This is a genomic window from Mesorhizobium sp. WSM4813 (genome assembly GCF_055811555.1).
The window spans coordinates 1-24,369 of the sequence record NZ_JBVVQU010000043.1; the positions used below are offsets into that span (position 1 = coordinate 1).

General features: G+C 62.7%; 24 protein-coding genes. 11 read left to right on the forward strand and 13 right to left on the reverse strand.

From position 1 onward, the window contains the following. Nucleotides 1-240 precede the first annotated feature (240 nt). The 3 genes from AC0L25_RS22685 to AC0L25_RS22695 all read left to right on the forward strand — a co-directional run bounded on the left by AC0L25_RS22685 (nucleotide 241) and on the right by AC0L25_RS22695 (nucleotide 3,300). Nucleotides 241-1,212 carry a tripartite tricarboxylate transporter substrate-binding protein gene (locus AC0L25_RS22685; RefSeq protein ID WP_473597561.1) on the forward strand — a complete coding sequence of 324 codons (972 nt, stop codon included), beginning with the start codon at nucleotides 241-243 and terminating at the stop codon, nucleotides 1,210-1,212. A gap of 95 nt (nucleotides 1,213-1,307) precedes the next feature. Beyond that, a complete protein-coding gene (locus AC0L25_RS22690) occupies nucleotides 1,308-1,781 on the forward strand; it encodes a tripartite tricarboxylate transporter TctB family protein (RefSeq protein WP_473597562.1) in 474 nt (157 codons plus the stop codon). Nucleotides 1,782-1,791: 10 nt separating this feature from the next. After that, entirely contained in the window at nucleotides 1,792-3,300 is a 1,509-nt protein-coding gene (locus AC0L25_RS22695; protein ID WP_473597563.1) for a tripartite tricarboxylate transporter permease, read from the forward strand. A gap of 6 nt (nucleotides 3,301-3,306) precedes the next feature. On the opposite strand, the gene AC0L25_RS22700 is transcribed toward AC0L25_RS22695, so the two are convergent. The 6 genes from AC0L25_RS22700 to AC0L25_RS22725 form a co-directional block, all read right to left on the reverse strand. Continuing rightward, on the reverse strand, nucleotides 3,307-4,383 hold the full coding sequence (locus AC0L25_RS22700; RefSeq protein ID WP_473597564.1) for an ABC transporter ATP-binding protein: 1,077 nt from the start codon (nucleotides 4,381-4,383) through the stop codon (nucleotides 3,307-3,309). 5 nt (nucleotides 4,384-4,388) lie between these two features. Further along, a complete protein-coding gene (locus AC0L25_RS22705; protein WP_473597565.1) occupies nucleotides 4,389-5,354 on the reverse strand; it encodes a carbohydrate ABC transporter permease in 966 nt (321 codons plus the stop codon). 77 nt (nucleotides 5,355-5,431) lie between these two features. Further along, on the reverse strand, nucleotides 5,432-6,550 hold the full coding sequence (locus AC0L25_RS22710; protein ID WP_473597566.1) for a carbohydrate ABC transporter permease: 1,119 nt from the start codon (nucleotides 6,548-6,550) through the stop codon (nucleotides 5,432-5,434). Between the two features lie 91 nt (nucleotides 6,551-6,641). After that, the gene (locus AC0L25_RS22715; protein ID WP_473597567.1) at nucleotides 6,642-8,114 is read right to left on the reverse strand and encodes an ABC transporter substrate-binding protein; all 1,473 of its coding nucleotides are present in this window, start codon (nucleotides 8,112-8,114) and stop codon (nucleotides 6,642-6,644) included. A 218-nt stretch (nucleotides 8,115-8,332) separates the two neighbouring features. After that, the gene (locus AC0L25_RS22720) at nucleotides 8,333-8,881 is read right to left on the reverse strand and encodes an SIS domain-containing protein (RefSeq protein WP_473597568.1); all 549 of its coding nucleotides are present in this window, start codon (nucleotides 8,879-8,881) and stop codon (nucleotides 8,333-8,335) included. Nucleotides 8,882-8,885: 4 nt separating this feature from the next. Beyond that, entirely contained in the window at nucleotides 8,886-9,485 is a 600-nt protein-coding gene (locus AC0L25_RS22725) for an orotidine 5'-phosphate decarboxylase / HUMPS family protein (RefSeq protein WP_473597569.1), read from the reverse strand. 228 nt (nucleotides 9,486-9,713) lie between these two features. On the opposite strand from AC0L25_RS22725, the gene AC0L25_RS22730 reads away from it, so the two are divergent. The 3 genes from AC0L25_RS22730 to AC0L25_RS22740 all read left to right on the forward strand — a co-directional run bounded on the left by AC0L25_RS22730 (nucleotide 9,714) and on the right by AC0L25_RS22740 (nucleotide 12,993). Beyond that, entirely contained in the window at nucleotides 9,714-10,355 is a 642-nt protein-coding gene (locus AC0L25_RS22730) for a glucose-6-phosphate isomerase (protein WP_473597570.1), read from the forward strand. 73 nt (nucleotides 10,356-10,428) lie between these two features. Next, nucleotides 10,429-11,382 (forward strand): shikimate dehydrogenase family protein, encoded by a 954-nt coding sequence (locus AC0L25_RS22735; protein ID WP_473597571.1) that lies wholly within the window; start codon nucleotides 10,429-10,431, stop codon nucleotides 11,380-11,382. A gap of 87 nt (nucleotides 11,383-11,469) precedes the next feature. Further along, nucleotides 11,470-12,993, forward strand: coding sequence for a xylulokinase (locus AC0L25_RS22740; protein ID WP_473597572.1), 1,524 nt, complete (start codon nucleotides 11,470-11,472; stop codon nucleotides 12,991-12,993). A gap of 86 nt (nucleotides 12,994-13,079) precedes the next feature. Here AC0L25_RS22740 and AC0L25_RS22745 read toward each other — a convergent pair whose 3' ends face one another. Beyond that, complete coding sequence (locus AC0L25_RS22745) at nucleotides 13,080-13,673, reverse strand: DJ-1/PfpI family protein (RefSeq protein ID WP_065009308.1); 594 nt, start codon at nucleotides 13,671-13,673, stop codon at nucleotides 13,080-13,082. A gap of 190 nt (nucleotides 13,674-13,863) precedes the next feature. Further along, nucleotides 13,864-14,565 carry a GntR family transcriptional regulator gene (locus AC0L25_RS22750; protein WP_473597573.1) on the reverse strand — a complete coding sequence of 234 codons (702 nt, stop codon included), beginning with the start codon at nucleotides 14,563-14,565 and terminating at the stop codon, nucleotides 13,864-13,866. 145 nt (nucleotides 14,566-14,710) lie between these two features. Between AC0L25_RS22750 and AC0L25_RS22755 the strand changes: the two genes are divergently transcribed. The 3 genes from AC0L25_RS22755 to AC0L25_RS22765 are packed head-to-tail and all read left to right on the forward strand — an operon-like array spanning nucleotide 14,711 to nucleotide 18,279. Next, the gene (locus AC0L25_RS22755; protein WP_473597574.1) at nucleotides 14,711-15,937 is read left to right on the forward strand and encodes an iron-containing alcohol dehydrogenase; all 1,227 of its coding nucleotides are present in this window, start codon (nucleotides 14,711-14,713) and stop codon (nucleotides 15,935-15,937) included. 18 nt (nucleotides 15,938-15,955) lie between these two features. After that, nucleotides 15,956-17,443, forward strand: a complete 1,488-nt coding sequence (locus AC0L25_RS22760) for an NAD-dependent succinate-semialdehyde dehydrogenase (protein WP_473597575.1) — start codon at nucleotides 15,956-15,958, stop codon at nucleotides 17,441-17,443. Nucleotides 17,444-17,454: 11 nt separating this feature from the next. After that, on the forward strand, nucleotides 17,455-18,279 hold the full coding sequence (locus AC0L25_RS22765) for an alpha/beta hydrolase (RefSeq protein WP_473597576.1): 825 nt from the start codon (nucleotides 17,455-17,457) through the stop codon (nucleotides 18,277-18,279). A 21-nt stretch (nucleotides 18,280-18,300) separates the two neighbouring features. On the opposite strand, the gene AC0L25_RS22770 is transcribed toward AC0L25_RS22765, so the two are convergent. From AC0L25_RS22770 to AC0L25_RS22785, 4 genes are read right to left on the reverse strand one after another with little or no spacing between them, the layout of a single operon-like run. Continuing rightward, nucleotides 18,301-19,110 carry a formylmethanofuran dehydrogenase subunit C gene (locus tag AC0L25_RS22770; protein WP_473597577.1) on the reverse strand — a complete coding sequence of 270 codons (810 nt, stop codon included), beginning with the start codon at nucleotides 19,108-19,110 and terminating at the stop codon, nucleotides 18,301-18,303. Next, nucleotides 19,107-20,015: a formylmethanofuran--tetrahydromethanopterin N-formyltransferase gene (fhcD, locus tag AC0L25_RS22775; RefSeq protein ID WP_473597578.1), complete on the reverse strand. Its 909-nt coding sequence runs from the start codon at nucleotides 20,013-20,015 to the stop codon at nucleotides 19,107-19,109. The genes AC0L25_RS22770 and fhcD overlap by 4 nt, the downstream gene beginning before the upstream one ends. Continuing rightward, nucleotides 20,003-21,634 carry a formylmethanofuran dehydrogenase subunit A gene (locus AC0L25_RS22780; RefSeq protein WP_473597579.1) on the reverse strand — a complete coding sequence of 544 codons (1,632 nt, stop codon included), beginning with the start codon at nucleotides 21,632-21,634 and terminating at the stop codon, nucleotides 20,003-20,005. The genes fhcD and AC0L25_RS22780 overlap by 13 nt, the downstream gene beginning before the upstream one ends. Continuing rightward, a complete protein-coding gene (locus tag AC0L25_RS22785) occupies nucleotides 21,628-22,218 on the reverse strand; it encodes a hypothetical protein (protein ID WP_473597580.1) in 591 nt (196 codons plus the stop codon). Before AC0L25_RS22785 ends, AC0L25_RS22780 begins: the two co-directional genes overlap by 7 nt. Nucleotides 22,219-22,411: 193 nt before the next feature. Here AC0L25_RS22785 and AC0L25_RS22790 point away from each other — a divergent pair, with 193 nt between their 5' ends. Then, nucleotides 22,412-22,744 carry a hypothetical protein gene (locus tag AC0L25_RS22790; RefSeq protein WP_473597581.1) on the forward strand — a complete coding sequence of 111 codons (333 nt, stop codon included), beginning with the start codon at nucleotides 22,412-22,414 and terminating at the stop codon, nucleotides 22,742-22,744. Between the two features lie 88 nt (nucleotides 22,745-22,832). On the opposite strand, the gene AC0L25_RS22795 is transcribed toward AC0L25_RS22790, so the two are convergent. After that, on the reverse strand, nucleotides 22,833-23,213 hold the full coding sequence (locus tag AC0L25_RS22795) for a 4a-hydroxytetrahydrobiopterin dehydratase (RefSeq protein WP_352956233.1): 381 nt from the start codon (nucleotides 23,211-23,213) through the stop codon (nucleotides 22,833-22,835). Nucleotides 23,214-23,370: 157 nt separating this feature from the next. Here AC0L25_RS22795 and AC0L25_RS22800 point away from each other — a divergent pair, with 157 nt between their 5' ends. Beyond that, nucleotides 23,371-24,339, forward strand: a complete 969-nt coding sequence (locus tag AC0L25_RS22800; protein ID WP_473597582.1) for a beta-ribofuranosylaminobenzene 5'-phosphate synthase family protein — start codon at nucleotides 23,371-23,373, stop codon at nucleotides 24,337-24,339. The last annotated feature ends 30 nt before the right edge of the window (nucleotides 24,340-24,369 follow it).

Consider the following 24,369-nt stretch of genomic DNA (forward strand, 5'->3'; position numbering starts at 1 on the left):
ACGGGGGCTGCGCGGCGGACACGCCAACGTCACCGCTGAATGCCACGCCATTTTTGCAGAACTTGACGCACACAACTTGCCACCTTTTCACCCATTTGCGCGGACTTGTGTATAATAGCGGCTTGCGGCTTGAGTCCGATTGCAATCCGCTGGGTTACGCTCGTTATTGGTCCACCCGCAGCCGGTGTTGAGAAGAACTCCAGGAGGCGGTTGGAATTCATATCCTGGGAGGAAATCACGATGAGAAAGTTCGCCGCCGCTCTGGCCGCCGCCGTCACGCTGTATTCGTTCGCCGCGAGCGCGCAAACCTATCCCGAACGCACCATCACCGTCGTGGTGCCGTTTTCGGCCGGTGGCCCGACCGACACGGTCACGCGCCTGGTCGCGGAAGCCATGTCGAAGGATCTCGGCCAGCAGATCATCGTCGAGAATGTCGGCGGCGCCGGCGGCACACTGGGCGCCGGCCGCGTCGCGAACGCGGAGCCGGACGGCTATACGCTGCTCCTCCACCACATCGGCATGGCGACGAGCGCCACGCTGTACCGAAAGCTCGCATATGACACGCTGAACAGCTTCGAATATGTCGGCCTCGTCACCGAGGTGCCGATGACCATCGTCGGCCGCAAGGACCTCGAGCCGACCGATCTGAAGGGGCTGGTCGACTACGCCAAGGCCAACAAGGATACCGTCACCGTCGCCAATGCCGGCATAGGCGCGGCCTCGCATCTGTGCGGCATGCTGTTCATGAGCGCGATCGGCACGCCGCTGGTCACGGTGCCTTACAAGGGCACCGGTCCGGCCATGACCGACCTTCTCGGCGGTCAGGTCGATATCATGTGCGATCAGACGACCAATACCACCAAGCAGATCCAGGGCGGCACCATCAAGGCCTACGCCGTCACCTCGCCGGAACGCCTCGATGTTCTGGCGGACGTCCCCACGACGACGGAAGCCGGTCTCCCGGAGGTGCAGGTCGGCATCTGGCACGGCCTCTACGCGCCCAAGGGCACGCCTGCCGAGGTCACCGAGCGCCTGTCGAAATCGCTTCAGGTCGCACTGAAGGATCCGAACGTCGCCGCCCGCTTCGCCGAGCTCGGCACCAAGCCGTCGTCCGACGCCGACGCGACGCCGGCCGCGCTGAAGGCCAAGCTGGAGGGCGAGATCGCGCGCTGGAAGCCGATCATCAAAGCCGCCGGCCAGTACGCTGACTGAGGTTTCGAAACGGGGCGCCCACCGGCGCCCCGTTTCGCTTCGGCCCGTTTTCGCACTGCACCGGCGCGCCCGCGGCGCGGGCCTGGGAGGACGACATGAAACCTTTCACAATCGACACGACCAACGGCATATGCGCCGCGCTGTTCATCTTTCTCGGTGCATTTTTTGCGCTGCAGTCGCTCGATCTCGAAATCGGCACCGCCTTCCGCATGGGACCGGGCTATTTCCCGCTGGTCCTGGCGATCGTGCTGATCCTGCTCGGCGCCGTCATCCTCGTCGAAGCGGTGCGCTTCGAGAGCGAGCCGATCGGCCATATAGCCTGGCGCGGCATGCTGTTCATCCTCCCTGCCCCGATCTTCTTCGGCCTGACAGTGCGCGGCCTCGGCTTTCTCCCCTCGATTTTCCTGACGGCGCTGATCGCATCCTTTGCCAGCGGCCGCATGAGGCCGCTGACCGCGCTCGTGCTCTCCGCCGGCCTGACGCTGTTTGCGTTCCTCGTCTTCAGCTATGCGCTCGGCCTGCCGTTCCGGCGCTTCGGCCCGTGGCTGCCCTCATGGCTGGTATTGTGAGGGGCTGAACATGGAACTCCTCGACAACCTCGCGCTCGGCTTTTCGACGGCTACGTCGCTGGCAAACCTCGGTTTCTGCCTGATCGGCGTCCTTCTCGGCACGCTGATCGGCGTCCTGCCCGGCATCGGCGCCACCGCGACCATCGCCATGCTGTTGCCGATCACCTTCCAGATCGGCGACCCGGTTTCCTCCCTGATCATGCTCGCCGGCATCTATTACGGCGCGCAATATGGCGGCTCGACCACCGCCATTCTCATCAACATGCCCGGCGAATCCTCGTCAGCCGTCACCGCAATCGACGGCTACCAGATGGCCAAGAACGGCCGCGCCGGGGCGGCACTCGCCATCGCGGCGATCGGCTCGTTCTTCGCCGGCACGGTGTCGACCTTCCTCGTCGCCATCTTTGCCCCGCCGCTGACGGCGATCGCGCTGCAATTCGGCGCAGCCGAGTATTTTTCGCTGATGATCGTCGGACTTGTCTCGTCCGTCGCGCTCGCCCACGGCTCGATTGTCAAGGCGCTGGCGATGGTCGTGCTTGGCCTGCTGCTCGGCATTGTCGGCACCGACATCTACACCGGCACGCCGCGCTTCACGCTCGGCATCCGCGAATACGCCGACGGGCTGAATTTCGTCGCGGTGGCGGTCGGCGTCTTCGGCGTCGCCGAGATCCTGCGCAACCTCGAAAACGAGCACGAGCGCTCCGTGCTGATCCGAAGGGTCTCCGGCCTGATGCCGACCCGCGAGGACTTTCGCCGAATGGCGGCGCCCATCGTGCGCGGAACGATCATCGGTTCGGCGCTTGGCATCCTGCCGGGAGGCGGCGCGATCCTTGCAGCCTTTGCCTCGTACACTGTCGAAAAGCGCGTATCGAAAAACCCGGAGGAATTCGGCAAGGGCGCCATCGAAGGCGTCGCCGGGCCGGAATCGGCCAACAATGCCGGTGCGCAGACCTCCTTCATTCCGATGCTGACGCTCGGCATTCCGGCCAACCCGGTGATGGCGCTGATGATCGGCGCGATGATCATCCAGGGCATCGTGCCCGGCCCCAATGTCGCGATCGAACAGCCGGCGCTGTTTTGGGGCATCATCGCCTCAATGTGGATCGGCAATCTGATGCTGATCATCTTGAACCTGCCGCTGATCGGGCTTTGGGTGAAACTCCTGACGATCCCCTATTACGTGCTCTTCCCGATCATCATGGCGTTCTGCTCGATCGGCGTTTACAGCGTCAACACCAACGTCTATGACCTCTACGCCGTCGCCTTCTTCGGCTTCCTCGGCTACCTCCTGACCAAGCTGCGCTGCGAACCCGCGCCGCTGCTGCTCGGCTTCGTGCTCGGGCCGCTGCTCGAGGAAAACCTGCGCCGCGCCATGATTCTCGCGCGCGGCGACCCGAGCACCTTCGTGACGAGGCCGATCAGCGCCGGCCTGCTCTTCATCGCGCTCGCCGTGCTCGTCATCGTCTTCTTGCCGGCGGTCAAGAAGAAGCGCGAAGAAGTGTTTGTGGAGGAGAACTAGCGAAAGTCACGCGGCCGCCTCGCCACGGGCGCGGCCGCCGACGCGGGCTCCGGTTTCCGAATCGAACAGAAAGACCGCGGTGTCCTGGAAAGTGATGCCGATCGGCTCATCCATATCGTAGTGCGCCGATTTATCGGCCTTGACCGTTACGGTGGCCCCACCGAACTGGCACGTGATCAAGGTATGATCGCCGATCAGTTCCACGGCATAGACCCGCGCCGCGATCTTGCCCGCCGATGGACCCGTGACCCGGCAATCCTCGGGCCGAAGGCCGGCAGTGACCTTTTTCCGGCTTTCGGCAACGCTGGTCGCAAATCGTCCTTCCGGGCAGGCGAAGGTACCCTCGACCAGCTCGCCCTGGAGAAAATTCATCGGCGGCGAGCCGATGAAGCCTGCGACGAACAGGTTCGCTGGATCGTCGTAGATCTGTCGAGGCGTCGCGATCTGCTGCACGACGCCACGGTTCATGATGGCAACGCGGTGAGCCAAGGTCATCGCCTCGATCTGATCGTGGGTGACGTAGATCGTCGTCACGCCCAGATCGGCCTGCAGGCGTTTCAGCTCCGAGCGCATGTGGCCGCGCAGCTTGGCGTCGAGATTGGAGAGCGGCTCGTCCATCAGGAAGACGCTCGGCCGCCGCACCATGGCGCGGGCGAGCGCAATGCGCTGCCGCTGACCTCCGGAAAGCTGCCGTGGATAGCGGTCGAGGAACTCCTCAAGGTGGACCTTGACTGCAGCGCTGCGGACGGAGGCGTCGCGTTCGGTTCGCGGCACGCCCCGCAGCTTCAGCGGATATGCGATGTTCTCGGCGACCGTCATGTGGGGATAGAGCGCGTAGGACTGGAACACCATCGCCACGTCGCGATACTTGGGCAGCACGTGGGTGACGTCGCGGTCGCCGATGAGGACGCGGCCGGAACTCACCGATTCAAGCCCGGCGACCATGCGCAGCGCCGTCGTCTTGCCGCAGCCCGAAGGGCCGAGCAGCACCAGGAACTCGCCGTCCTCGATCTCCAGGTCGAGCCCTTTGACGACCTCGACCGCGCCGAAGGATTTGTAGATATCGGACAGGGTGACCCGCATATCGACTAGCCCTTCACTGCGCCGACCAGCAGCCCGCGCGCGATGTGCTTCTGCAGGATGCTGGAGATGACGATCACGGGGGCGATCATCACGGTGATCAACACCGACATGTTCCACCATTGCGGACCGCGGGTCGTGTTCTGGGCCGATACCAGCACCGGCATGGTCTGCGCATCGGCATTGGAAAGGAAGAGGGCCAGCAGATACTCGTTCCAGGCAAGGATCAGTACCAGCAGGAAGGTCGCAACCAGGCCCGACCGCACCAGCGGCAGCGCGATGGTGAAGAACACGCGGAACTTGGAAGCTCCGTCTATCTGTGCGCTCTCCTCAAGGTCGAGCGGGATGCCGGCGAAGAAATCGCGCGTCAGCCACACGACGATCGGCAGGTTGATGGCGGTGTAGGTGGCGATCAACGCCACCTGCGTGTCGAGCAGGCGCATCTGCTGGAACATCACGTAGATCGGCAACACGGCGACGATCGGCGGCATGATCCGGTTCGAGATGATCCAGAACTCAATGTCGTTGTTGCCGACCGCAAGCTTCGTGCGCCCAACGAGCGTGAACAGCGCAATGATGAAAAGAGCGGCTGCCATGGCAATGGCGATTTCCCACCGCACGCCGAAAGTGGCCACCGCCACGATGATTGCGGTGAGCAGGATCAAGAAGATCGCAACGGCGGCGAGCTTCACCTGGAAGCGGATACGCACGAGCGCGTAGGCCGCCAGCGAACCGATCAGGACCGCGAGCAGCGTGCTGGCCACCGCGACAACGACGGAATTCATATATGGGCGCAGCGTGTAATTCTGCACGAGCATGAAGTCCCATGCCTGCAGCGAGGGGGCAAAGTCGACGAACGGGAGATAGAACGGCCCGTTGTCCACCTCCCCAGGCCCCTTGAAGGAGGTGATCAACACCCAGTAGAGAGGAATCACCACAACCAGCGCCCACAGGAACAGCAGCGCATAGGTCACGACCCTGGCGACCGGCGCCTGGCTGTCGATCGAAGCCGGCTCGAACAGCCGGCGCGCCAGGGAGCGCGGCTCGGCGCTCATGCTTCGAACCGGCGCGCCGGCCGGACCACGAAGTTGAAGAACGAGACGCATACGATGGTCGAGATGAAGAGCAGCATGTAGCCGATAGCGGCCGAGCCGCCGAGATCCTGGGTGCGCCAGGATATGAAGGAATGGAGCGTCATCGATTCCGTTGCCAGGCCAGGGCCGCCGCCGGTGAGCACGTTCGGCAGGTCGATGATCTTGAAAGCCTCGATGAGCCGGATCAGCACGACGGTAGCGGCAATCGGCGCGATCGCCGGCCAGGTAATGTCGCGAAAAATCTGGAAGCCGTTAGCTCCGTCGAGCCGCGCCGCCTCGACCTGATCGCGCGGCTGGTTCTCAATGGCCGCCAGCAGCACGATGAACATGAACGGCGTCCACTGCCAGGTGTCGCCGACCAACACCATGAGGCGCGCCGACCAGGCCTCCGTGGCCCACGACCACTCGCTGATGCCGAAAGCGCGCACGAGCGGGGCGAAAGGCCCCTTCTGCATGTCGGCGAGCATGCGAAACGTGTAGGCGATGCCGACCGGGGTTACCATCAGCGGGATGAAGAACAGGACGCGAAAGAAATTCCGGCCGCGGATCGGCTGGCCGCAAAGGAGCGCGAGGCCGAGCCCCAGTGCGAACTGCACGGACACGCCGACGAACACGTAGAGAAGCGTGTTGACGACAGTCCCTGGCACGCCGCCCGGCGCCATGGTGGCCAGTGCAAGCACCGCCAGCCCCATGGCCATTGCCGTCGCGACAAGGCGACCAACCATGCCGGCGATGGACGGCCGGCCACGCCGGAGATAGCGGGCGAGAAGAAACAGCAGCGCTGCCGCGATCAACGCCAGCAAAGCCCATTGGACAAAACCGAACGTGCCGAATTTGCCGAGCAGGTGATACTGCTGCGAGCCGACCAGCAGCTTGCGGAAGTTCAAAAGTCCGATGAATTTCAGCGTGAATCCGCCCGACGCGAGCGCAAAGCGCGAAAGCGCGAGATAGGCCGAGATGATGAGTGGAAAAATCGCGAAGCAGAGGAGCACGACGACGGCTGGCAACACCATGATCCGGCCGGAGTGACCGTCCAGCCATTCGGCCCAGCTGCGACGGTCGGCAGCTTCTGGCATAGTGTCGGTTGCGGTCATCATAACCCGGGAAAGTGGGGCAGGCATGAGACCCGGCGCGGACCGATGCCACGCCGGGCCGATTGCTTGACGCCTATTTGGCGCCGATAGTCGCCTTGTAAAGTTTGAGCTGCTCGTCTTTGCCAATCTCTTCGTTCAGCTCATTCCAGCCTTCCTCGACCGCCGCGACGGTCGCCTCCTTGTCGATTTCGCCGGCGAGGAAGCGCGACACCGCCTCGTCGAGCACGACCTGCTGATACTTCTGATTTTGTGGGATGCGCAGGTCGAGGATCATGTTCGGGCTGCTCATGCTGTCGTTGATCGCGCCCAGGTAGACGTTGGCCTCCTCCTCGCTCATGCCGGCCTTCTTCCAAAGGTCGCTGTAGCTGAGTTGTGAGGTGCGGTACGGGTTAAAGCCGGTGCCGCCGACGGTGACGTCGGCGTTCGACTGTGCCGGCTGCGTCATGAACGAGAAATAGGCGTAGGCGGCGTCCTTTACCTTTGGATCGGCCGCCGCGTTGATGCCGCCGCCCCAGCCGCCAAAGGCGGCGAATGGTGCATGGTTCACGCCATCGATCGCGTGCGGGCAGTTATCGGCTGTGCAGGCCTCTAGCTTGCCGGTGTCCCAGTTCAGGACCTCCTTGGATCCGGGCATGATCGCCGCGCCCCATTTGCCCATCACCTTGGACTGCTTCGGATCGATCGAGATCGTGCCGACATCACCCCAGTCGAGGTTCAGCGCACAGCGGCCGGAAGCGAAGAGCGGCCTTGTGTCGCTGACATCGAGGTTCAGCTCGTCCGGCGGGCCGTATTTGGTCGATTCAGACAGGAAGTCGAGCGCCTTGCGGAAGGCTTCGTTGTTGACGAGCGGCGTCATGTCCTTAGTGTTGAAGAAAGTGCCCTGGCTGGTTCCCTTGGACTGGGTCATCGAGCCGACCACATCGGTGACGAACCAGTAGCTCTGCGCGTTGCGTTTCTTGGCGATGCACGAGCCGAAATCCGGCGTGCCATCGCCGCTCATGTCCTTGCCATGCGTGGCCTTGGCGACTTCGAGATACTCGTCCCAGGTTTTCGGCACCGCCAGGCCGGCCGCTTCCAGCACGTCCTTGCGGTAGTACATCATATGGAAGTCGCCATCGAGCGTGATCATGTAGGTCTTGCCGCTGTACTTCTCGGAGAAGTCCCGGAAGAACGCGCCGACATCCTCCTGCTGGATGTCCTTGTCGGCCTCGACCCGCGGCGTCAGGTCCTCGAGGTAGCCGCCGGCGATGTAGTCGACCATCCATTGCGGGGCGAACACGCCAGCGTCGACCGAGTTGGTGCCGCTCGCCCAGTCGGTGAGGATCTTTTGATAGAGATCCGAGAAGGGCACCGCGATGACATTGATCTTGGCGCCGGTGAGCGCTTCGAACTCGGGCGCGCGCCTCTGTAGAGGCTCCTGAATCGCACCGGTCTGCGTAATGACGTTCACGGTAACTCCCGCAAACGGCTTGTCCTGCGCAAAAGCAGGCGCGCCAACCAGCGCGGCAAAAGCCGAAAAGCCGGCCAGAAAGACCCCAATTCTCATCAGACTTCCTCCCGTGTTGACCGGGACTTGTTCCTGCGAACCAGCTGCCGGTATCTCCCCGTCGGTTGCCGTCGCCAGAGCACGGCACCAACGCTCCTCTAGCACAATATCGGCATCGCGCAGCGAGTCCAGTGCCTTGCCGCAACGGAAGATGACGTGCCCAGGGGGCTTCCCGGCTACGCCAAAAGCATGCCTCGGGCGTGACCAAGGCTGCGCAGTCACTGCAAGTTGGTGTGGCGGTACAACATCAGTCTGTGCGCGTCGGGGATTTGCTGCGCCAGGCCGAGCACAATGCTGTCGAGCAGGATCAGGCAGGATTGCTCGAACAGGCTGCCGCCAAACTGTTCCGATTTCTCGACAGGTACATGCAGCGTAACATCGGCAATGCCGGCCAGGGTCCCGGCCGGCTTATGCGTCAGCGTAACGACCTTGGCGCCCTCCGCCTTAGCGATGCGGGCAAAGCCTGTACTGACCGGCGTCTCCCCAGAGCCGGAGATGATCAGCAGCGCATCGCCCTTGCGGATCGATGGCGCCGATACCTCACCGACGAAATGCACCGTTCGGCCAAGATGCATGAAGCGCATCGCACCCATCTGCGCGACAAGGCCGGAACGTCCCTGCCCGGAAAAGAACCATCGCTGACCGGGGTCATCGAACGCCTGCACCAGCCTTGCAAAAGCGTCGATGTCGATCCGGCCAAGAAGGTCGGCTATCTCCTGTCCGACGGCCAGCCACGGCCTGGATTGGGCAATCTGTCGCGAATCCATCGTGCTACCTCTTTTCGGGCTTGCGGATTCTGTAATGGCGCTGCCAACCACGAGGATTTCGGGCTCGACTGCGATCACCGCTTCCAGCGAGTCGGGCCCGATCCCGCCGGCGAGCGAAACCAGAAAGCCGCGATCGTGCATCTTCCGGCACGGCTTCGATATGTGAGGTGGAGGTGTCGCCCGCCAGCCGCGCATCAGTTGGCGAGTGGACCGCGACGTAACCGAAGCTTTCGGGGAAGACAGCATTCAAGGGAAGCAATTCTGCCTTGCCCGCCTCGGTGATGGTGTCGACGACAACCGTCGCGCCGAAGGCGGCGGCACGTTTTCCGACCGCCTCATGCGTGGCGGACGAAGCACACGACAGCACCGTCATGAATGCGGCACCGGCGCCGAATACCATATCAGCCTCGAACTGGCCGCCGTCGACGGTTTTGGTATCAGCCAACACCATGACTTCCGGGCAGAGCTCGCGCGCCGTGGCGATGGCTGAGAGGCCGAGGCGTTTCAGCAACGGCGTGCCGATCTCGATAATGTCGGCAAATTCCTTCATCTGCGGTAGCAGAGCCAGGTGTTCAGGCTTGTCAAAGGCGACTTGGAGGAGCAAGGCGGTTCTCTCGGATTGCTTAAGGCAGCGGATGCGGCATGACGACAACGGCCAACCTACCGTCGTGTGCTTCGTGGTCGAAATCTGCCATAATCCAGCAACCTCCAGGCTGGTCTGCATAGGGAGAGCAAATCGAGCCCTGCAAAGCAAGTGTGGTTATTGTTGAAATCAGGAGGTGCGGGCCAGATCAGCGCCGATGCCACATGCAATGCAATATGAGGCAGTCCTTTGACGAGATTGTTTGAGCCCATTGGATGCAAGGTCGACCTGTCGACCGGTGCGATGGCAAATGCAACCGGCAGCTACCAGAAGCGCTTCCGCGATCTGGACGGGCTCTACGCCGACGCCGCGACGTTCGAAGCCATGCGCGCGACATGGGGCGAGCGCATCGCCTACGAAGTCTCCGAGTTCCGGCCGACCGAGCAGTCGGGCGACCTGATTTTCGGCGTCACGCGCATGGCGCCCGGCAAAGTCGGCGACGAGTATTTCATGACGCGCGGTCATATCCACAAGCAGGCAGACCGGCCCGAGGTCTACTATGGCCAGAAAGGGCACGGTCTCATGCTGATGGAATCACCGGAGGGCGAGGTTCGCATCGTGCCGGTCGACGCGCAGACCGTCTGTTACGTTCCGCCGTTCTGGATCCACCGCTCGATCAATGTCGGAGACGACGATCTGGTGATGCTGTTCTGCTACCCCGCCGATTCAGGGCAGGACTACGAGATCATCGCGAGATCGGGAGGGATGCGCTCGCGTGTGGTCGCCGGCGATGGAGGCTGGAGGCAAGTCGACAACCCGGATTGGCGACCGCGTGACGCAAAGCTGATCTCCGCCCTCTATGGGCTGCGATCCCGCCCGGTGTCGGCATGAACGCTCGCTTCGAGATCGCTGCTTTACTTCGCAGTGCTGAACTGCGCGCGGAGAAAATCCGGGAGAGTGGCGAATGAGCCGCTACCGGCCGGCTACCCAGCCGACATTCTATTTTATCGGCGTGACGACGACGAGCAGTTCGATCATGCGGGTTTTCCCGGCATGGGCGCGCCACCTCGGGCTAAAGGATGCGGTTCTCAAGGGCATCGACTTTCCACTCCATGCCGATCCGGAGGCCTACCGTGAGGTCGTCTCCTTCATAAAATCCGACCCGCTGTCGCTTGGCGCGCTCGTCACCACCCACAAGATCGATCTCTTCAACGCAACGCGCGATCTGTTCGATGTCATCGATCCGCACGCTCGCCTGATGCACGAGACCAGCTGCCTGTCGAAGCGGGGCGGCAAGCTCATCTGCCATGCCAAGGATCCGATCTCTTCGGGCCTTGCGATAGACGGTTTCATCCCGGCGGGATACTTCGCGGACACCGGCGCGGAAGTCCTGTCGATGGGCGCCGGCGGATCGACGATTGCGATCACCTGGCACCTGATGCGCAAGGAACGTGGCGCCGACGCACCTTGGCGCATAATTGTCACCGACCGTTCGCAGCCGCGTCTCGACGAAATCGAGCGCATCCACAGAGACATGATGTCGACGGTCGAGATCGAGTATGTCCTGGCAGACCGGCCCGGGATCAATGACGAGACGTTGGCGGCGCTGAAACCCGGCTCGCTGGTGATCAACGCGACGGGACTTGGCAAGGACGCCCCAGGCTCGCCGATTAGCGATGACGGCGTGTTCCCCAAGCGCGGCATTGCCTGGGACCTCAATTATCGCGGCGACCTGATCTTCCTCGAGCAGGCAAGGCGGCAGCAGGCCCGACAGCAGTTGCAGATCGAGGACGGTTGGACGTATTTCCTGCATGGCTGGACGCAGGTGATCGCAGAGGTGTTCGACATCGCGATCCCGGTGTCGGGCCCGGATTTCGACGAGATTTCGCGCATCGCCATCGAAGCGGCCAAAGGCTAATGCCGTGAACCCATTCTCGTCGCGCCGCGCTCGCTCTGATCGATAGACAGAGGATCACATGTTTGGCCATCTGAGGACTCTCTCGAAATGAGCGGCGAGCTTTTCCTCGCCATCGATGTCGGCACCGGCAGCGTCCGCGCCGCACTGATCGATGTCACCGGCAAGATCCTTGAACTTGCATCGCGAGAGCACAACCAGATCGTGCCGGAATTCGGCTGGGCCGAACAGCGGCCGGTCGACTGGTGGGAGGGTGCGCGAGCTAGCGTCAAGACGGTGCTGGACCGCGTCGATGGCGCCCGCGAACACATCTCCGCCATCTGCGTCTGCGGGCAGATGCACGGGCTGGTCCTGCTCGACGCGCACGGAGCGCTGGTTCGCGACACAGCACCGCTCTGGAACGACAAGCGCACCATCGATCTCGTACGTCGCTTCGAGGAAGCCAACGAGCCGGACAGCTACCTGCCCGAAAGCGGCAACACGCCGACCCCGGCATGGCCGGGCTTCAAACTGCAATGGATTCGAGACAACAATCCCGCCGCATACGCCCGCAGCGCAGTCGCCATCATGCCGAAGGATTACATCAACTACCGGCTGACCGGCGAGATTGCTATGGATACTGGCGACGCGTCCTGCAGCTTCCTGATGAACCCGGAGCGGCTTGAATGGTCGCCGGTGATGATCAAGCGCGTGGGTCTTGACGCCGCCAAGCTGCCACCGATCCGCAACCCGCTGGATATCCTCGGCCACGTCACCGAACAGGCGGCTCGCGACACCGGCCTGCGCTCTGGAACACCCGTGCTCGTCGGTGGCGCCGACTACCCGGTGGCATTGCTCGGTTCAGGCGCCTGTCGCCCGGGTATGGGTTCCGACAGCACCGGCACGGGCGCCATCATTACGGCGATCGCGGAGAAGCCGCTGCTAGATCCGGAAATCTCGAACGTTGCGACGATCGAAGGCAACTGGGCGCAGTTCGTGCTGCTGGAGACTGGCGGCGACGGCATGCGCTGGGCACGCCGCGCCTTTCACGGCAACGCGCTGTCCTATGACGAGATCGTCGCCCGCGCCGCCGAGGCACCAGCCGGTTGCGACGCACTGCTCTTCATGCCCTTTCTCACCGGCGAGCGCCTGGGGCGCCACCGCAACGCGCGCGCACAGTTCTTCGGACTGGGCGCCGCGCATGGCATGGAGCATCTGCACCGCTCGATCCTGGAAGGCATCGCCTTTGCCATGACGCGCCACATCCGCATCATGGAACACGCGTCGAACAAGCCGCTGGAGCGCGTTGTCGCCGCGGGTGGCGGGGCGCGCGCCGAACTCTGGTTGAAGATCAAGGCGAGTGCCTTCAACATTCCGATCCTGGTTCCGCGGGAGCCTGAATGCGGCATTGTCGGCTGTGCCGCGATGGCCGCGACGGCGACCGGCCGCTTCTCGCGCGTCGAACAGGCGGCCGAGCGCTTTGTGAGCTACGGCGCCGAAATCCTGCCGGACCCCAGATGGGCCGAGACCTACAGGCGCACCCAACCCGTTTTCGACCGGCTCTACCTTCACAGCCAGGCGCTCTACGACGACCTCGACGCACTGGCGGCCGCCACGCAGCCGACGCAGCCGTGACGCATCTCAGGCCTGTGGAGCCGTGCCTGCAGCGACAGACTTGGCAATCACGACGCATCCCGTCTGGAGTGCATCGGACGATTGTCTCAGTTGTGGCGGATTTCCGTTCCCAGCACCTTCAGGCACTCGCGGATGAACGCGGCAAGTGCGGTCCAGCCCTTTGCCGAGACCATCGTTCCGTCGACATAGGCCTCAGTCGGGGACAGGTCGATATAGGTTCCACCGGCGAGGGTCACTTCCGGCTCGCAGGCAGCCAGCGCACCTACTTTCTTGCCACGCACGACGCCGTCGACCGCGATCAGGATCTGGACGCCATGGCAGATCGTAAAGATCGGCTTCTTGTTTTCGTGGAAATGGCGGACGATTGCCTGCACGCGTTTATCCGTGCGGATGTACTCGGGGCCACGACCGCCCGCGCAATACACGGCGTGATACTGGTCGAGCTGTTTCTCCGCCTCCGAAAAGGTCTTGTTCATCAAAGCATAGTGGCCGGGCTTTTCGGTGTAGGTTTGGTCACCTTCGAAATCGTGCAGTGACGTCTTGATCAGGTCTCCAGCGTTCTTGTCAGGGCAGACAACGTGGACGATGTGGCCGACGGCCTCCATCGCCTGCTGATAGACGAAGATCTCATATTCTTCGGTAAACTCACCGGTCAACATCAGTATTTTCTTGCCTGGCATGGTCGGTTTCCTCGTTTGTGGATGGAAGGGTTCTGTAAATGGAAGGCGGGCGGGCATTGCGCTCTCCCGGCGGCGCGGGTCTCAGAAAAGGGGATGCGGGATGTCCCGGGCGTTTGCTTGCTCGATCAACAATGCATCCAGATTGACGGCGCCGCTCCCGATGTGGACGGTGATGGACATCGTGACAGTCTCAATCGAACGCCAGCAACAAACGATCACGAGAATGCTCGATATGACGGCGCATCGCCTGTTCCGCCGCAGCGGGGTCGGAGGCGGCGAAGGCGGCCAGGATGGCCTCATGCTCGTCGAGCGCTTCTTCGGTAACGCGCGAATGGAACATCAGGCGGAAGATGTGGAAGTGCGTATGCTGGAACGCGAGAGTCTCGCGCACGAGATCATTGTTTGCAAATTCCATGATCCTATCGTGGAAAATGGCGTCCTGCCGCGCAAAGTTGGAGTAACGCAGGCGTTCATCCTTGCCTTCGCGGCGCGCCATGCCCCCTGCGGACTCCCGAAGCACCGCAAGTTTCGTCTCATCCATCAATGCGGCTGCTTTGGCCGCCCCATGCGGCTCGAGCAGCAGGCGAAGCTCATAGAGTTCGTCAAATCGGCGCTTGGTTATCTGGGGGGCGGCCCGGTAGCCGATCAAATGTGTCTTCAGCACAAGGCCTTCGCCTTCAAGGCGGCCAAGCGCTTCACGGATTGGCGTGTGGGATACTTCGAGCTCCTTGACCAGACTGTCGACGGTGATCCGCGAGCCTGGCGCGATCTTCAGCGACATGAGTTGCGCGAAGATCGCTTCATACACGTCCTCCACCAGGCTGTTAGATCGCTGGATGCGTCCGCCGGCGGGATTGACTTCTCGGGCATCGCTTAAGTTTGTGACCTGCATCTTTGCCTCTTGACAGGATCACTGGCTAGCACGATGCTTCGCCCAATGCAATCCTATATCCTATACGATTTAATAGAGGATTCCCTAGGGCCGAGCTCGCCGAGCTTTCGCTTTCCACTCCCAACATCATTGAGGGACGCAGAACATGAGCCTTTTCGCGGCCGTAAGGCTGCCGCGTGAAATCCTCTTCGGGAAGGGCCAGCGCTATGTCATTCCAACCGTTGCGGCCAGGCTGGGCTGTCGCGCTCTCGTCTGTACGGACGAGCGTTTTGCCGCAACTTTCGCCTTCGCAGAGATCATGGCGGCGCTCGATGGCGCATCGATCGATGTGCTGGTGCACGACCGTGTGCTGCCCGACGTCCCCCGAGACACCGTTGCCGTCTGCGTCGAGGAGGCGCGAAAGTTTGCGCCGGACATGGTGATCGGCATCGGCGGCGGCAGTTGCCTCGACATGGCCAAATGCGCCGCGTTGCTCATCAGTCACGGCGGCCTGCTCCAGGACTACTATGGCGAGTTCAAGGTGCCTGGTCCGACGCTGCCGTTGATCGCGGTGCCGACAACAGCCGGCACGGGCTCGGAAGTGACCCCTGTCGCGGTGATCTCCGATCCGGATCGCACCTTGAAGGTCGGCATCTCCAGCCCGCATCTGATCGCGGCAGCCGCCATCTGCGACCCGGAACTGACGATGACATGTCCCCCGGGGCTGACGGCGATCGCGGGCGCAGACGCGCTGACACATGCGATCGAGGCTTTTACCGCCGTCAGGCGCGGCACTGACCCCAGCCTGCCGCAACAGCATGTCTTCATCGGAAAAAGCGCGCTGACCGATCATTTTGCGCTGCTCGCGATCAAGCTGCTTGGCCGCAGTCTCGAGAAGGCCTACCGCGACCCCGACGACGAGGACGCTCGGGCCGATGTGATGATGGGCGCGCTCGCAGCCGGCTGCGCGTTCGGTACGGCCGGAACGGCGGCGGCGCACGCGGTGCAATATCCGGTCGGCGCCCTTACCCACACCGCTCACGGGCTGGGTGTCGCCACCATGTTGCCGTATGTCATGAAGTACAACCGGGCCGCCGCTGCCGCCGAGATGACCGAGATCGGTCTTGCCCTTGGTCTCGACGGGAAGGACCGGAGTGCCGGTGAGATGGCCGACGCGACAATCGACGAGATCGGCCGGCTGTTTGGAGCAATCGGGATCACGCCTACGCTGGCCAAGCTCGGGCTTCCCGCCGACAAGCTCGATTGGACGGCCGAACAGGCGCTCGGCATTGACCGTCTCATCAAGAACAATCCGCGTCCATTCGATCTGGCAGCCATGCGGGGCCTGATCCAGGCTGCCTATGATGGCGACCTCGCCACCTGTGTCATGTGAGCAATCGAGGAGCAGGCGATGAACATATCTCATCAGGTGCTGGAGGACGATCAGGACACTGCCGACTTCCATAGATTCTCCCACGGCTTGTATATCGGCGGCCAATGGAGGCAATCCGCCGACGGCAGGGAAATCCAGGTCGTGGACCCTTCCACGGAAGCGGTGATCGCCGCGGTTCCCGATGCGACGATCGAAGATGCCGCGGCCGCCGTGGAGGCTGCGGCCAAGGCCGCCGATGGCTGGCGCACAACGGCGCCCCGCAAGCGTTCCGAAATCCTCAGACGTTGCTTCGAGCTGATGACGCAACGTTCCGAGACGCTGGCAACGCTGATCTCGCTGGAAAACGGCAAGGCACTCCGGGACGCGCGAGGCGAGATCGCCTATGCTGCGGAATTCTTTCGCTGGAATGCCGAGGAAGCCGTTCGCATCACCGGTGAGTTCGGGATTGCGCCTTCCGGCACCAACCGCATCGTGGTTGATTACGAACCGATCGGCATCTGTATCCTTCTCACACCCTGGAATTTTCCTGCTGCCATGGCAACGCGCAAGATCGCGCCAGCACTCGCCGCAGGATGCACGGTCATCCTCAAGCCGGCCAGTGAAACCCCGCTTACCGCTTACGCGCTTGCCGCACTCTATGAGGAAGCAGGCGTTCCGCCAGGTGTGGTGAACGTCCTGACAACTTCCAAGCCCGGCCCGGTGACGGCCGCGATGCTAGCCGACCCGCGGGTGCGAAAACTCTCCTTTACCGGCTCGACTTCCGTCGGGCGCGTTCTGCTGGCCGAGGCCGCCAAGCACGTGGTTTCGTGTTCGATGGAACTTGGCGGCAACGCGCCATTTCTTGTGTTCGATGACGCGGATCTCGACGCGGCGATCGATGGGGCGATGGTGGCGAAGATGCGCAACGCCGGCGAGGCCTGCACGGCTGCAAACCGCATCTATGTCCAGTCTGGCGTTTACGATGCCTTTGGCGAAAGCCTCGCCAGGCGGATGTCGGCACTCAAGATCGGCGCTGGTACGGACGCGGCCACGGAGTGCGGGCCGATGATCACCAGGAAGGCCGTCGACAAGATCGACCGTCTGGTCAACGATGCTGTCGCCCGTGGCGCACGGGTGCTGTGCGGGGGCAAGGCAGGCTCGGGAACGGGATACTACTATCCACCGACCGTGCTCTGCGACGTCCCGGCCGAGGCGGAGATGGCGCACGAGGAAATTTTTGGGCCGGTGGCGCCGATCTCGAAATTCGAAACGGAAGCCGAAATCATCACGCGCGCCAACGACACCGAATACGGTCTTGCCGCCTATATCTACACGCGCGATCTTGCGCGTGGAATGCGGGTGGCATCCAAGATCGAAGCCGGGATGATCGCTCTCAACCGCGGCTTGATGTCCGATCCGGCAGCACCCTTCGGTGGGGTCAAGCAGAGCGGCCTCGGCCGCGAGGGCGGCCAGCATCACGGCATTGCCGAGTTCATGGAGGCGAAATACCTCGCCATCAGCATCTGAGCGGAGGAAGAGTGCAAAGCGATCCGTTTCGCATCCGCGACCACGTCGCGGATTTTGACAAAATCGTGCAGGACATCGTTCACCGCAGCGAGGCTGTCCGCGCAACCATTCCAATGACTGCGGACGTTGCCTATGGGCCGGATCAGACCGAAACCATCGACCTGTTCTTTCCCTCGGGCAAAAGAAGCGGCCTGCCGGTGCACATGTTTATCCATGGCGGCTACTGGAGAATGTTCTCCAAGCGCGACTACTCATACGTCGCGACGACGATTACCAAGGCGGGTGCGATTGCCGTCATCGTCGACTATGCTCTGATGCCCAAGGTCAGAATGGCTACGATCGTCGACCAGGTGCGCCGCGCCAAGCAGTGGGTTCTGGCCCATATTGCCGGCCATGGCGGAAACCCTGCAGGACTGACTGTCAGCGGTCATTCGGCCGGAGCACATCTTTCAACGTTTCTGTTCAACAGCGAGAATACCCCCTCGAATGTCCGGGCAGCTCTTCTGCTCGGCGGGCTCTACGATTTGAAACCGCTCCAGAACTCCTTTCTCGCCAACGAGATTGGAATCACCGATGAGGAAGTCGCCATGTTTACACCTCTTGCCTATCGGCATGATCCTCAAACCAAGGCGACGGTTCTGGTCGGAGCTAATGAGACGCCGCCCTTCCATCAGCAAGCAGATCGATTCAAAGAGAACCTGCTGCAGCAGGGCTCGCCGGTAACGTCGCTTGTTCTCGCGAACCGCAACCACATGGACAGTGTCAGAGATCTCGGCGTGCCTGAGAGCCAGGCGGGTGATTGCCTGACGAAACTGATTGCCAACGACGACCGTTGACCCTCCCCGCAGAAGTGCCCCTCAGCGAGGGAAAAGAACCTCACCCATTCCGAGCACCGCGTTGTCACCGCCATATTTTTGCGGCGCATTGCCCAGCAGCGGCCGTTTCAAAATACCCTCGGCGATCAGATGGCGATCGATGACGGCGGCGAAAACGCTCTCTGGCGCGCCGCATTCGACGAAACTCGGCGACAGGCTCTTCGGCGCGCGATCGAGCAGGATCGAACCGCGACGCATCAGATAGCCGGGCATCTCTCCGGTGCCGCCGGCCACCACCAGCGTCCCGGCGATCATGCGGCTGCCGGCATTGTCGCCTGAGCCTTTCAGCACCGCGATCAGGCCGCGCCGCATCCGGTCGGCGGCAAAGGCGCCCGCTTTGCCTTTGACGATCAGCACGCCGCCATTCATGCCGGCCAGTTCTCCGGCGAGCGGCGCGCCAAGGTGATCACCGGCGTTGCCTGTTATTTCAAGCCTGCCGCCGCGCATGCCGGAGCCGGCGTGCGGGCCCGCATTGCCTTCGACCGTGAGCTTGCCGCCGCGCACGGCACGCCCGGCCTGGGCGCCGGCATTACCGACGACACGAACCGAACCGCCCCGCATGCCTTCCGCCACGCGGTCGAGGCGCGTGCTTCCACCTTCGAACACGATGTCCAGCGGATCGTTGCCGGCGACGCGAAAGATATCGCCGACCTTCGATCCATGCTTCGACATGCCGATCTGGATTTTTTCGATAGCGCGCCTTTCCATCCCGGCAAGCCGCTCCGGCGTCAGCGGCGACAGGTCAAGGCGCTCGGGCGGCTCTGCGACAAGGGTGAAGGTCAGCGCGTTCACGGCAGCATATCCTTCAGCGAATAGATGAACTTGCCGAGCTTGCCGCCGTAATTGCCGGCGCTTATGCGAACCGCGCCTCGCTGCGGCCCAAGCTCGAGGACCGCCTTGATGCCGGCCTTCATCGCGGCGGCAACGGCATCGTTGGTCTCGCCGTCGATGACGATTTCCAGGACGGCATTGATGTCGGCACCAAGCTCACTCCTGACGACACCGCGCAGTGTCGGCGCGTAGGCTTCGTTGGCCGAGGCGATCATGCCCTTGTATTTACCGCCGATCTTGGAACCCGAACGGGCGATGCCGCCCGGAAACGGCACGATCGCGCCCGGCACCAGGCCTATCGCGGCAACCGCGGCCTCGGCGGCAACCAAGGCCTTGGCGCTGCTTTCAGCCATGACGAAGAAATTGCCGCCGCCAACGGCACCCTTCGTCAGCCCGGTCGTCGCTTCGCACAGGAATTCGCCATCCATGACGGGAACGCGCCAAAAATGCCTGCCGCCGATTTTCTTGGAGATCTGCCAGCCGTCGCCGAAATAACGCAGCGCCGAACCGAGCTTCAACTCGGCGCTGCCCTCCAGTCCGGCGAAGCAGGCGGAACCCGGCGAGGTCAAAACACACTGGCCGACGCGATTGAGCAGTTGTTTCTGCAGTTCGTCGGTCCCCATCGCGAAGATCATCACGCGGCAGCCGGGCCGGCCATCCGGTGTGGCCGATGGCGGCAATTCGACATCGATTGCCGCTTCGCAGCCGCAGCCGATCACCGAGGTGGCAAAGCCGGTCATGGTGATCGCCGCCTGGCGCGCCCATTTCCGGTTCGGCGCGGTGATGATGATGGCGGTCGCGCGCATGCCGAAGGCCTCGGCAAAGGTATCGTCGATCACTATGCCATTTACGCTCACATTCGGCATGCTACCTCGCCGAACGGCTGTTCGCGCGCAATCGCGGAATCTGGGAAATTGAACCAGTCCAGCGATAGGCCATAGCGCTGCTGGTGATAGTCCTCCAGGCGCCGCACCATCGCCTTGTCCGGCGACGGATTGAGCCTGAGCGCCTTGCCCCAGCGGTAGTGGGTGATCTCTCCGTCTTGCACGACGAGATCGCCATCCTTGAAGACATACGCCGCCTGCCCCAGCATTTTCGCGATACTCCCGTCCCTGCGGTAGACAGCGATGTCGGCTATGGCGCCGGCGCCGAGATGGCCACGGTCGGTCAGCCCGAGCAGCTTGGCTGGGGCCGCACGCGTCATGATGGCAATTTCCTCGAACGTGTATTCGCGGTCGATAGCAGCCAGGGTGGAGAGCGCCATGGCGGATCTTGGAAGTCCGGCAATCATTTCGGTGCGCGCTTGCCTGCTCATCAGCAGCTCGAACAGAGCCGGGTAGACGGTAAACGGCGCGCCGTTCGGATGATCCGTGGTGAAGAAGACACGCCAGGGATCGTCGATCAGGAGAAAAAGCTCGAGCCCGATCGCCCACTGCATCGCGCCATAGAAATCCTTGCCATAGCTGTAGGGCACGATGCCGCCGCCATTGCCGTCACCGTCATGAATGACGGATTTCTTCGGGCTCGCACTGCCACGCGCCGAAAACTGCCGCATGACGTCGGAGGAGACAGTGACCGTCTGGCCGAACATCACCTGGCCGATGTCGATGGTGACCTCCGGCGTCGCATTGACCAGTTCGGCAAGACGCGCCGCGGCCGAGGAAAACCTGCGCTTGCCTTCCGTGCCGTAGCCATAGAACTGGAGATGGGCGAGGTGCATCGGCAGTCCTTCCGCCGCCGCGATCGTCGCGGCCGCCGTGTCCGCCGATCCGGGGCTGCCCAGATTGTTGCAATGGACATGCAGAGGATGCGGGACGCCAAGGCTGTCGAGGGCCGCCTGTAGCGTCTTGACGATCTTGCGCGAGCTGACGCCATAGGAAGGCACCACATCGTCCAGCGAGAAGGTGCGGACGTTCTCCTTGAAGGCGGCCGCCGCGCCGGCGTTGATCACCTTGACCCCAAGCGCCCGTGTTGAGGCGACCGTCCAGGCGACATAGTCCTCGATCATCGTTGGGGGAGCGTCGTCGCGGATCATTGACAGCAGGAAATCGTCGTTGCCGAGAATGGCGAGCGTCGCCTTGTCGATAATCGGGATGTCGGCCAGTTCGAGATGAGTGTGAAGTGCGGCTCCCGGCGACATCGCCGGCTCGACGACCGTGGTGAAACCCATCTTGGCGTAGAGGCAGCCGGTCTGGAAGGTCGACCAGCCGGCGTTCGAGAGCGGCGTCGTCGCCGGCCGCGCCTGATGCGCGGCATGCTGCTCGGGCAAGAGCAGCCGTGCCGTATTCACGTTGCCGCCGCCGATATGGGAATGGATGTCGATGGCGCCCGCCATGACGATGCAGCCGGCAGCGTCGATGGTCCGTTCGGCAGCGCCCCCCGCCGGCGCCGCAACGATCTTGTCGTCCCTGATCCAGAGGTCGCCCTTGCCAAGACGGCCGTTGACGGGATCGATGATGTCGCCGCCCGCAATTTTCGTCAGCATGGCAACGCGGCCTCGGCGGAGACGTGACTGGCGACCAGGCGGATAACAGTCGCAGCGGAGGGCAGTTCGGACGCCGCTCGCGCATCGATCGACCTTAGCGAACCGGTGCGGCTGGAATAGACCACCGCCTCGTAATCGACGCCCGCTTCGCCGATGGCGATGGTGACCGCAGCGCCCGCGACCGGCTCCTGCGTTTTCGCCAGCGCAATCAGCGCCATGCGGTTCTTTTTCTTCTGCTTCTTCTGCGGCTGGACAATTGAGGAAGATATCCGCAGGTGCAGGTCGGCTTCGCCGGCAGCGATCATGCGCTCGACATCGTAACGCCAGGGATCGAATTCCGGGACGCCGCGCACGAAGCCGGTGCGCAGCGGAAAACCCGTCATCCAGGTCGAGGCGAGCGCGCTACCCCATCCGTTTTCGCTTGCCGGCAGATGAAGGCCGGATGCGCGTGATTTGCGGTTGAGATCAGTGATCAGTCCTTGCAGCATCTCCAGCGCCAGCCCTTCGGTTGCGTCGCCTGAAAACAGGAAGACGGGAAAATGCGCAGCCTCCAGGGCTTTGGCGAAATCGTCGAAATTCGACACCGGTTGCGATGTCAGACGCCCCCTGCACCGCGTCCTCAGCGCCGCAGGACAGGAGCGTCGCCGTCCGCCCGTTGCTCAACGGCGGCGCAGACGCCCCGTTCGACCCGACCAGAAAGAATTCGCGTTGATTCCTGGCCGAGAGATCGGGGGCCGAGAGATCGGGAACCGTGGCTGAGAGTTCGCCGACAAATTCATGATGGATTTGCGGGAGTTCGCCGACAATCACCACGACATCGGCGCGCCGGCGCGTCTCGCCGGGCGCAACGGTCATCGCGCCTTTGTCGGTAAAAAGCGCGGTCTCCCGGGAAACTGCCGCACCGTTGGCATGATCGTATGTCGCGCCAACCCGCTCAGCCAGCGCGATCGCCGCCCTGGTGCCGTGTATATCCGTATCCAAGCTGAAAACCGGGCACCGGCTCGACCCCAACAGCGCGCCGGCATGTGCAGCTGCGCGCTCGACCAGCGTTTCCCGATTGCCGATCCAAGCAACCGCCATTCACTACGCTACTTTCTGGTGCCGGCTTGATCCTAGACGAAACTGGATTGGCCGTGAACCCCGCCTGTCCGCAGATTAGCGAATGTTTTCTTACGCCATCAACAAATTCCGACCGCGCTTAATCATATTTGATGTAAGCGAAGCGCTGATCGGTCGGCGGAGTGCCTTCCAGCGCGCCGCCTTCCTTGGCCGGCTGCCACTGGACGACATCCTCGATCTTTTTGGCCAGCTCGAAGTCTTTGTCGGTGATGCCCTTCGCTGCGTGGTTCATCAGGCGCACCTCGACCCAGGCATAGGACGCCGTGATGTCGGGATGGTGCCACGCCGCCTCGGCGAGATGGCCGACCGTGTTGATGACCATCAGTGTCGATTTCCAGCTGTGGGTCTTGTATTTGCGCCGGATCCAGCCGTTCTCGTAGCGCCATTTCGGCAGCTCCTTCTCGAGCCGAGCGGCAATCTCGGCTTCCGAATAGACCTTTTCCTTAGCTGTCTCGTTCATCTCGACCTCCGCGACTTACCCGGTCTGTCTTCGCGCCCGGGCCAAAACAGATAAAACGAATGCTCTCTCCGGCTTGCCCCTTCGACGAAAACAGCTATCATGGCGACGGGCACCTAAACTTCCATGATGCGTCTATGATGCACCCATCGGGGGGTAGATGTCGAATTCTGTTACCATACGAGTGCCCGCCCGCCTGCATCTTGGCTTCCTCGATCTCAGCGGCGATACCGGACGTCGCTTTGGCAGCGTCGGGCTTCCATTGGGCGAACCCGAAACCGTCGTCACCCTGTCGCGATCCAGCGAAACCGTGGTCGAAGGCCCGGAGAGCCGGCGCGCCGGCGAGCATTTGTCGACGCTCTGCAGCCATCTTGGCATTCGCGGCCAGCACCGTCTGGTGGTCGAACAGTCGATCCCGAGCCATGCCGGCCTGGGTTCTGGCACGCAGATCGCCCTTGCCGTCGCCTCGGCGCTGCGCACGCTCCACAACCTGCCTCTCGATATCGGGGGCGACGCGACCCTGCTCGAGCGCGGCGGCCGATCCGGCATCGGCATCGCCAGTTTCGAACGCGGTGGCGTCATTGTCGACGCAGGCAAGGACGACAGCGGCAGGCCGCCGCCGGTCGTGGCGCGATTGCCGTTTCCGGAAGAGTGGCGCGTCATCCTGATCCTTGACCGTGGCGGGCATGGACTGCATGGCGATGCCGAAATCGCGGCGTTTCGTTCGCTGCCGCCCTTTCCGGCGTCCGGGAGCGGAGAAATCTGCCGTCGGGTGCTGATGGGCATTATGCCGGCTTTGATCGAGCACGACCTTCCAGCCTTCGGCGCCGCCGTCGCCGCGATCCAGATGCTGATCGGCACCCATTTCGCCCCAGCGCAAGGCGGCGTGTTCACCTCAAAGCGGGTCGAGAGGGTGGCCCACGATCTCGATGAAGCGGGCGCCGTCGGCATCGGCCAGAGCTCGTGGGGGCCAACAGGGTTTGCCTTCGCTCCCTCGCAAGACGCCGCGGTCAGCTTCGTCAGCGCGGTTCAGAAGACGGTTGAAAACGGCATCGAGATCAAGATCGTCAAGGGCCGGAATTCCGGCGCGAAGATCAGTTCGACCAAACTTGATCTCGTCGGCAGCTGACGGCTCCGCAAACGATCAGGTTCCAGAAGA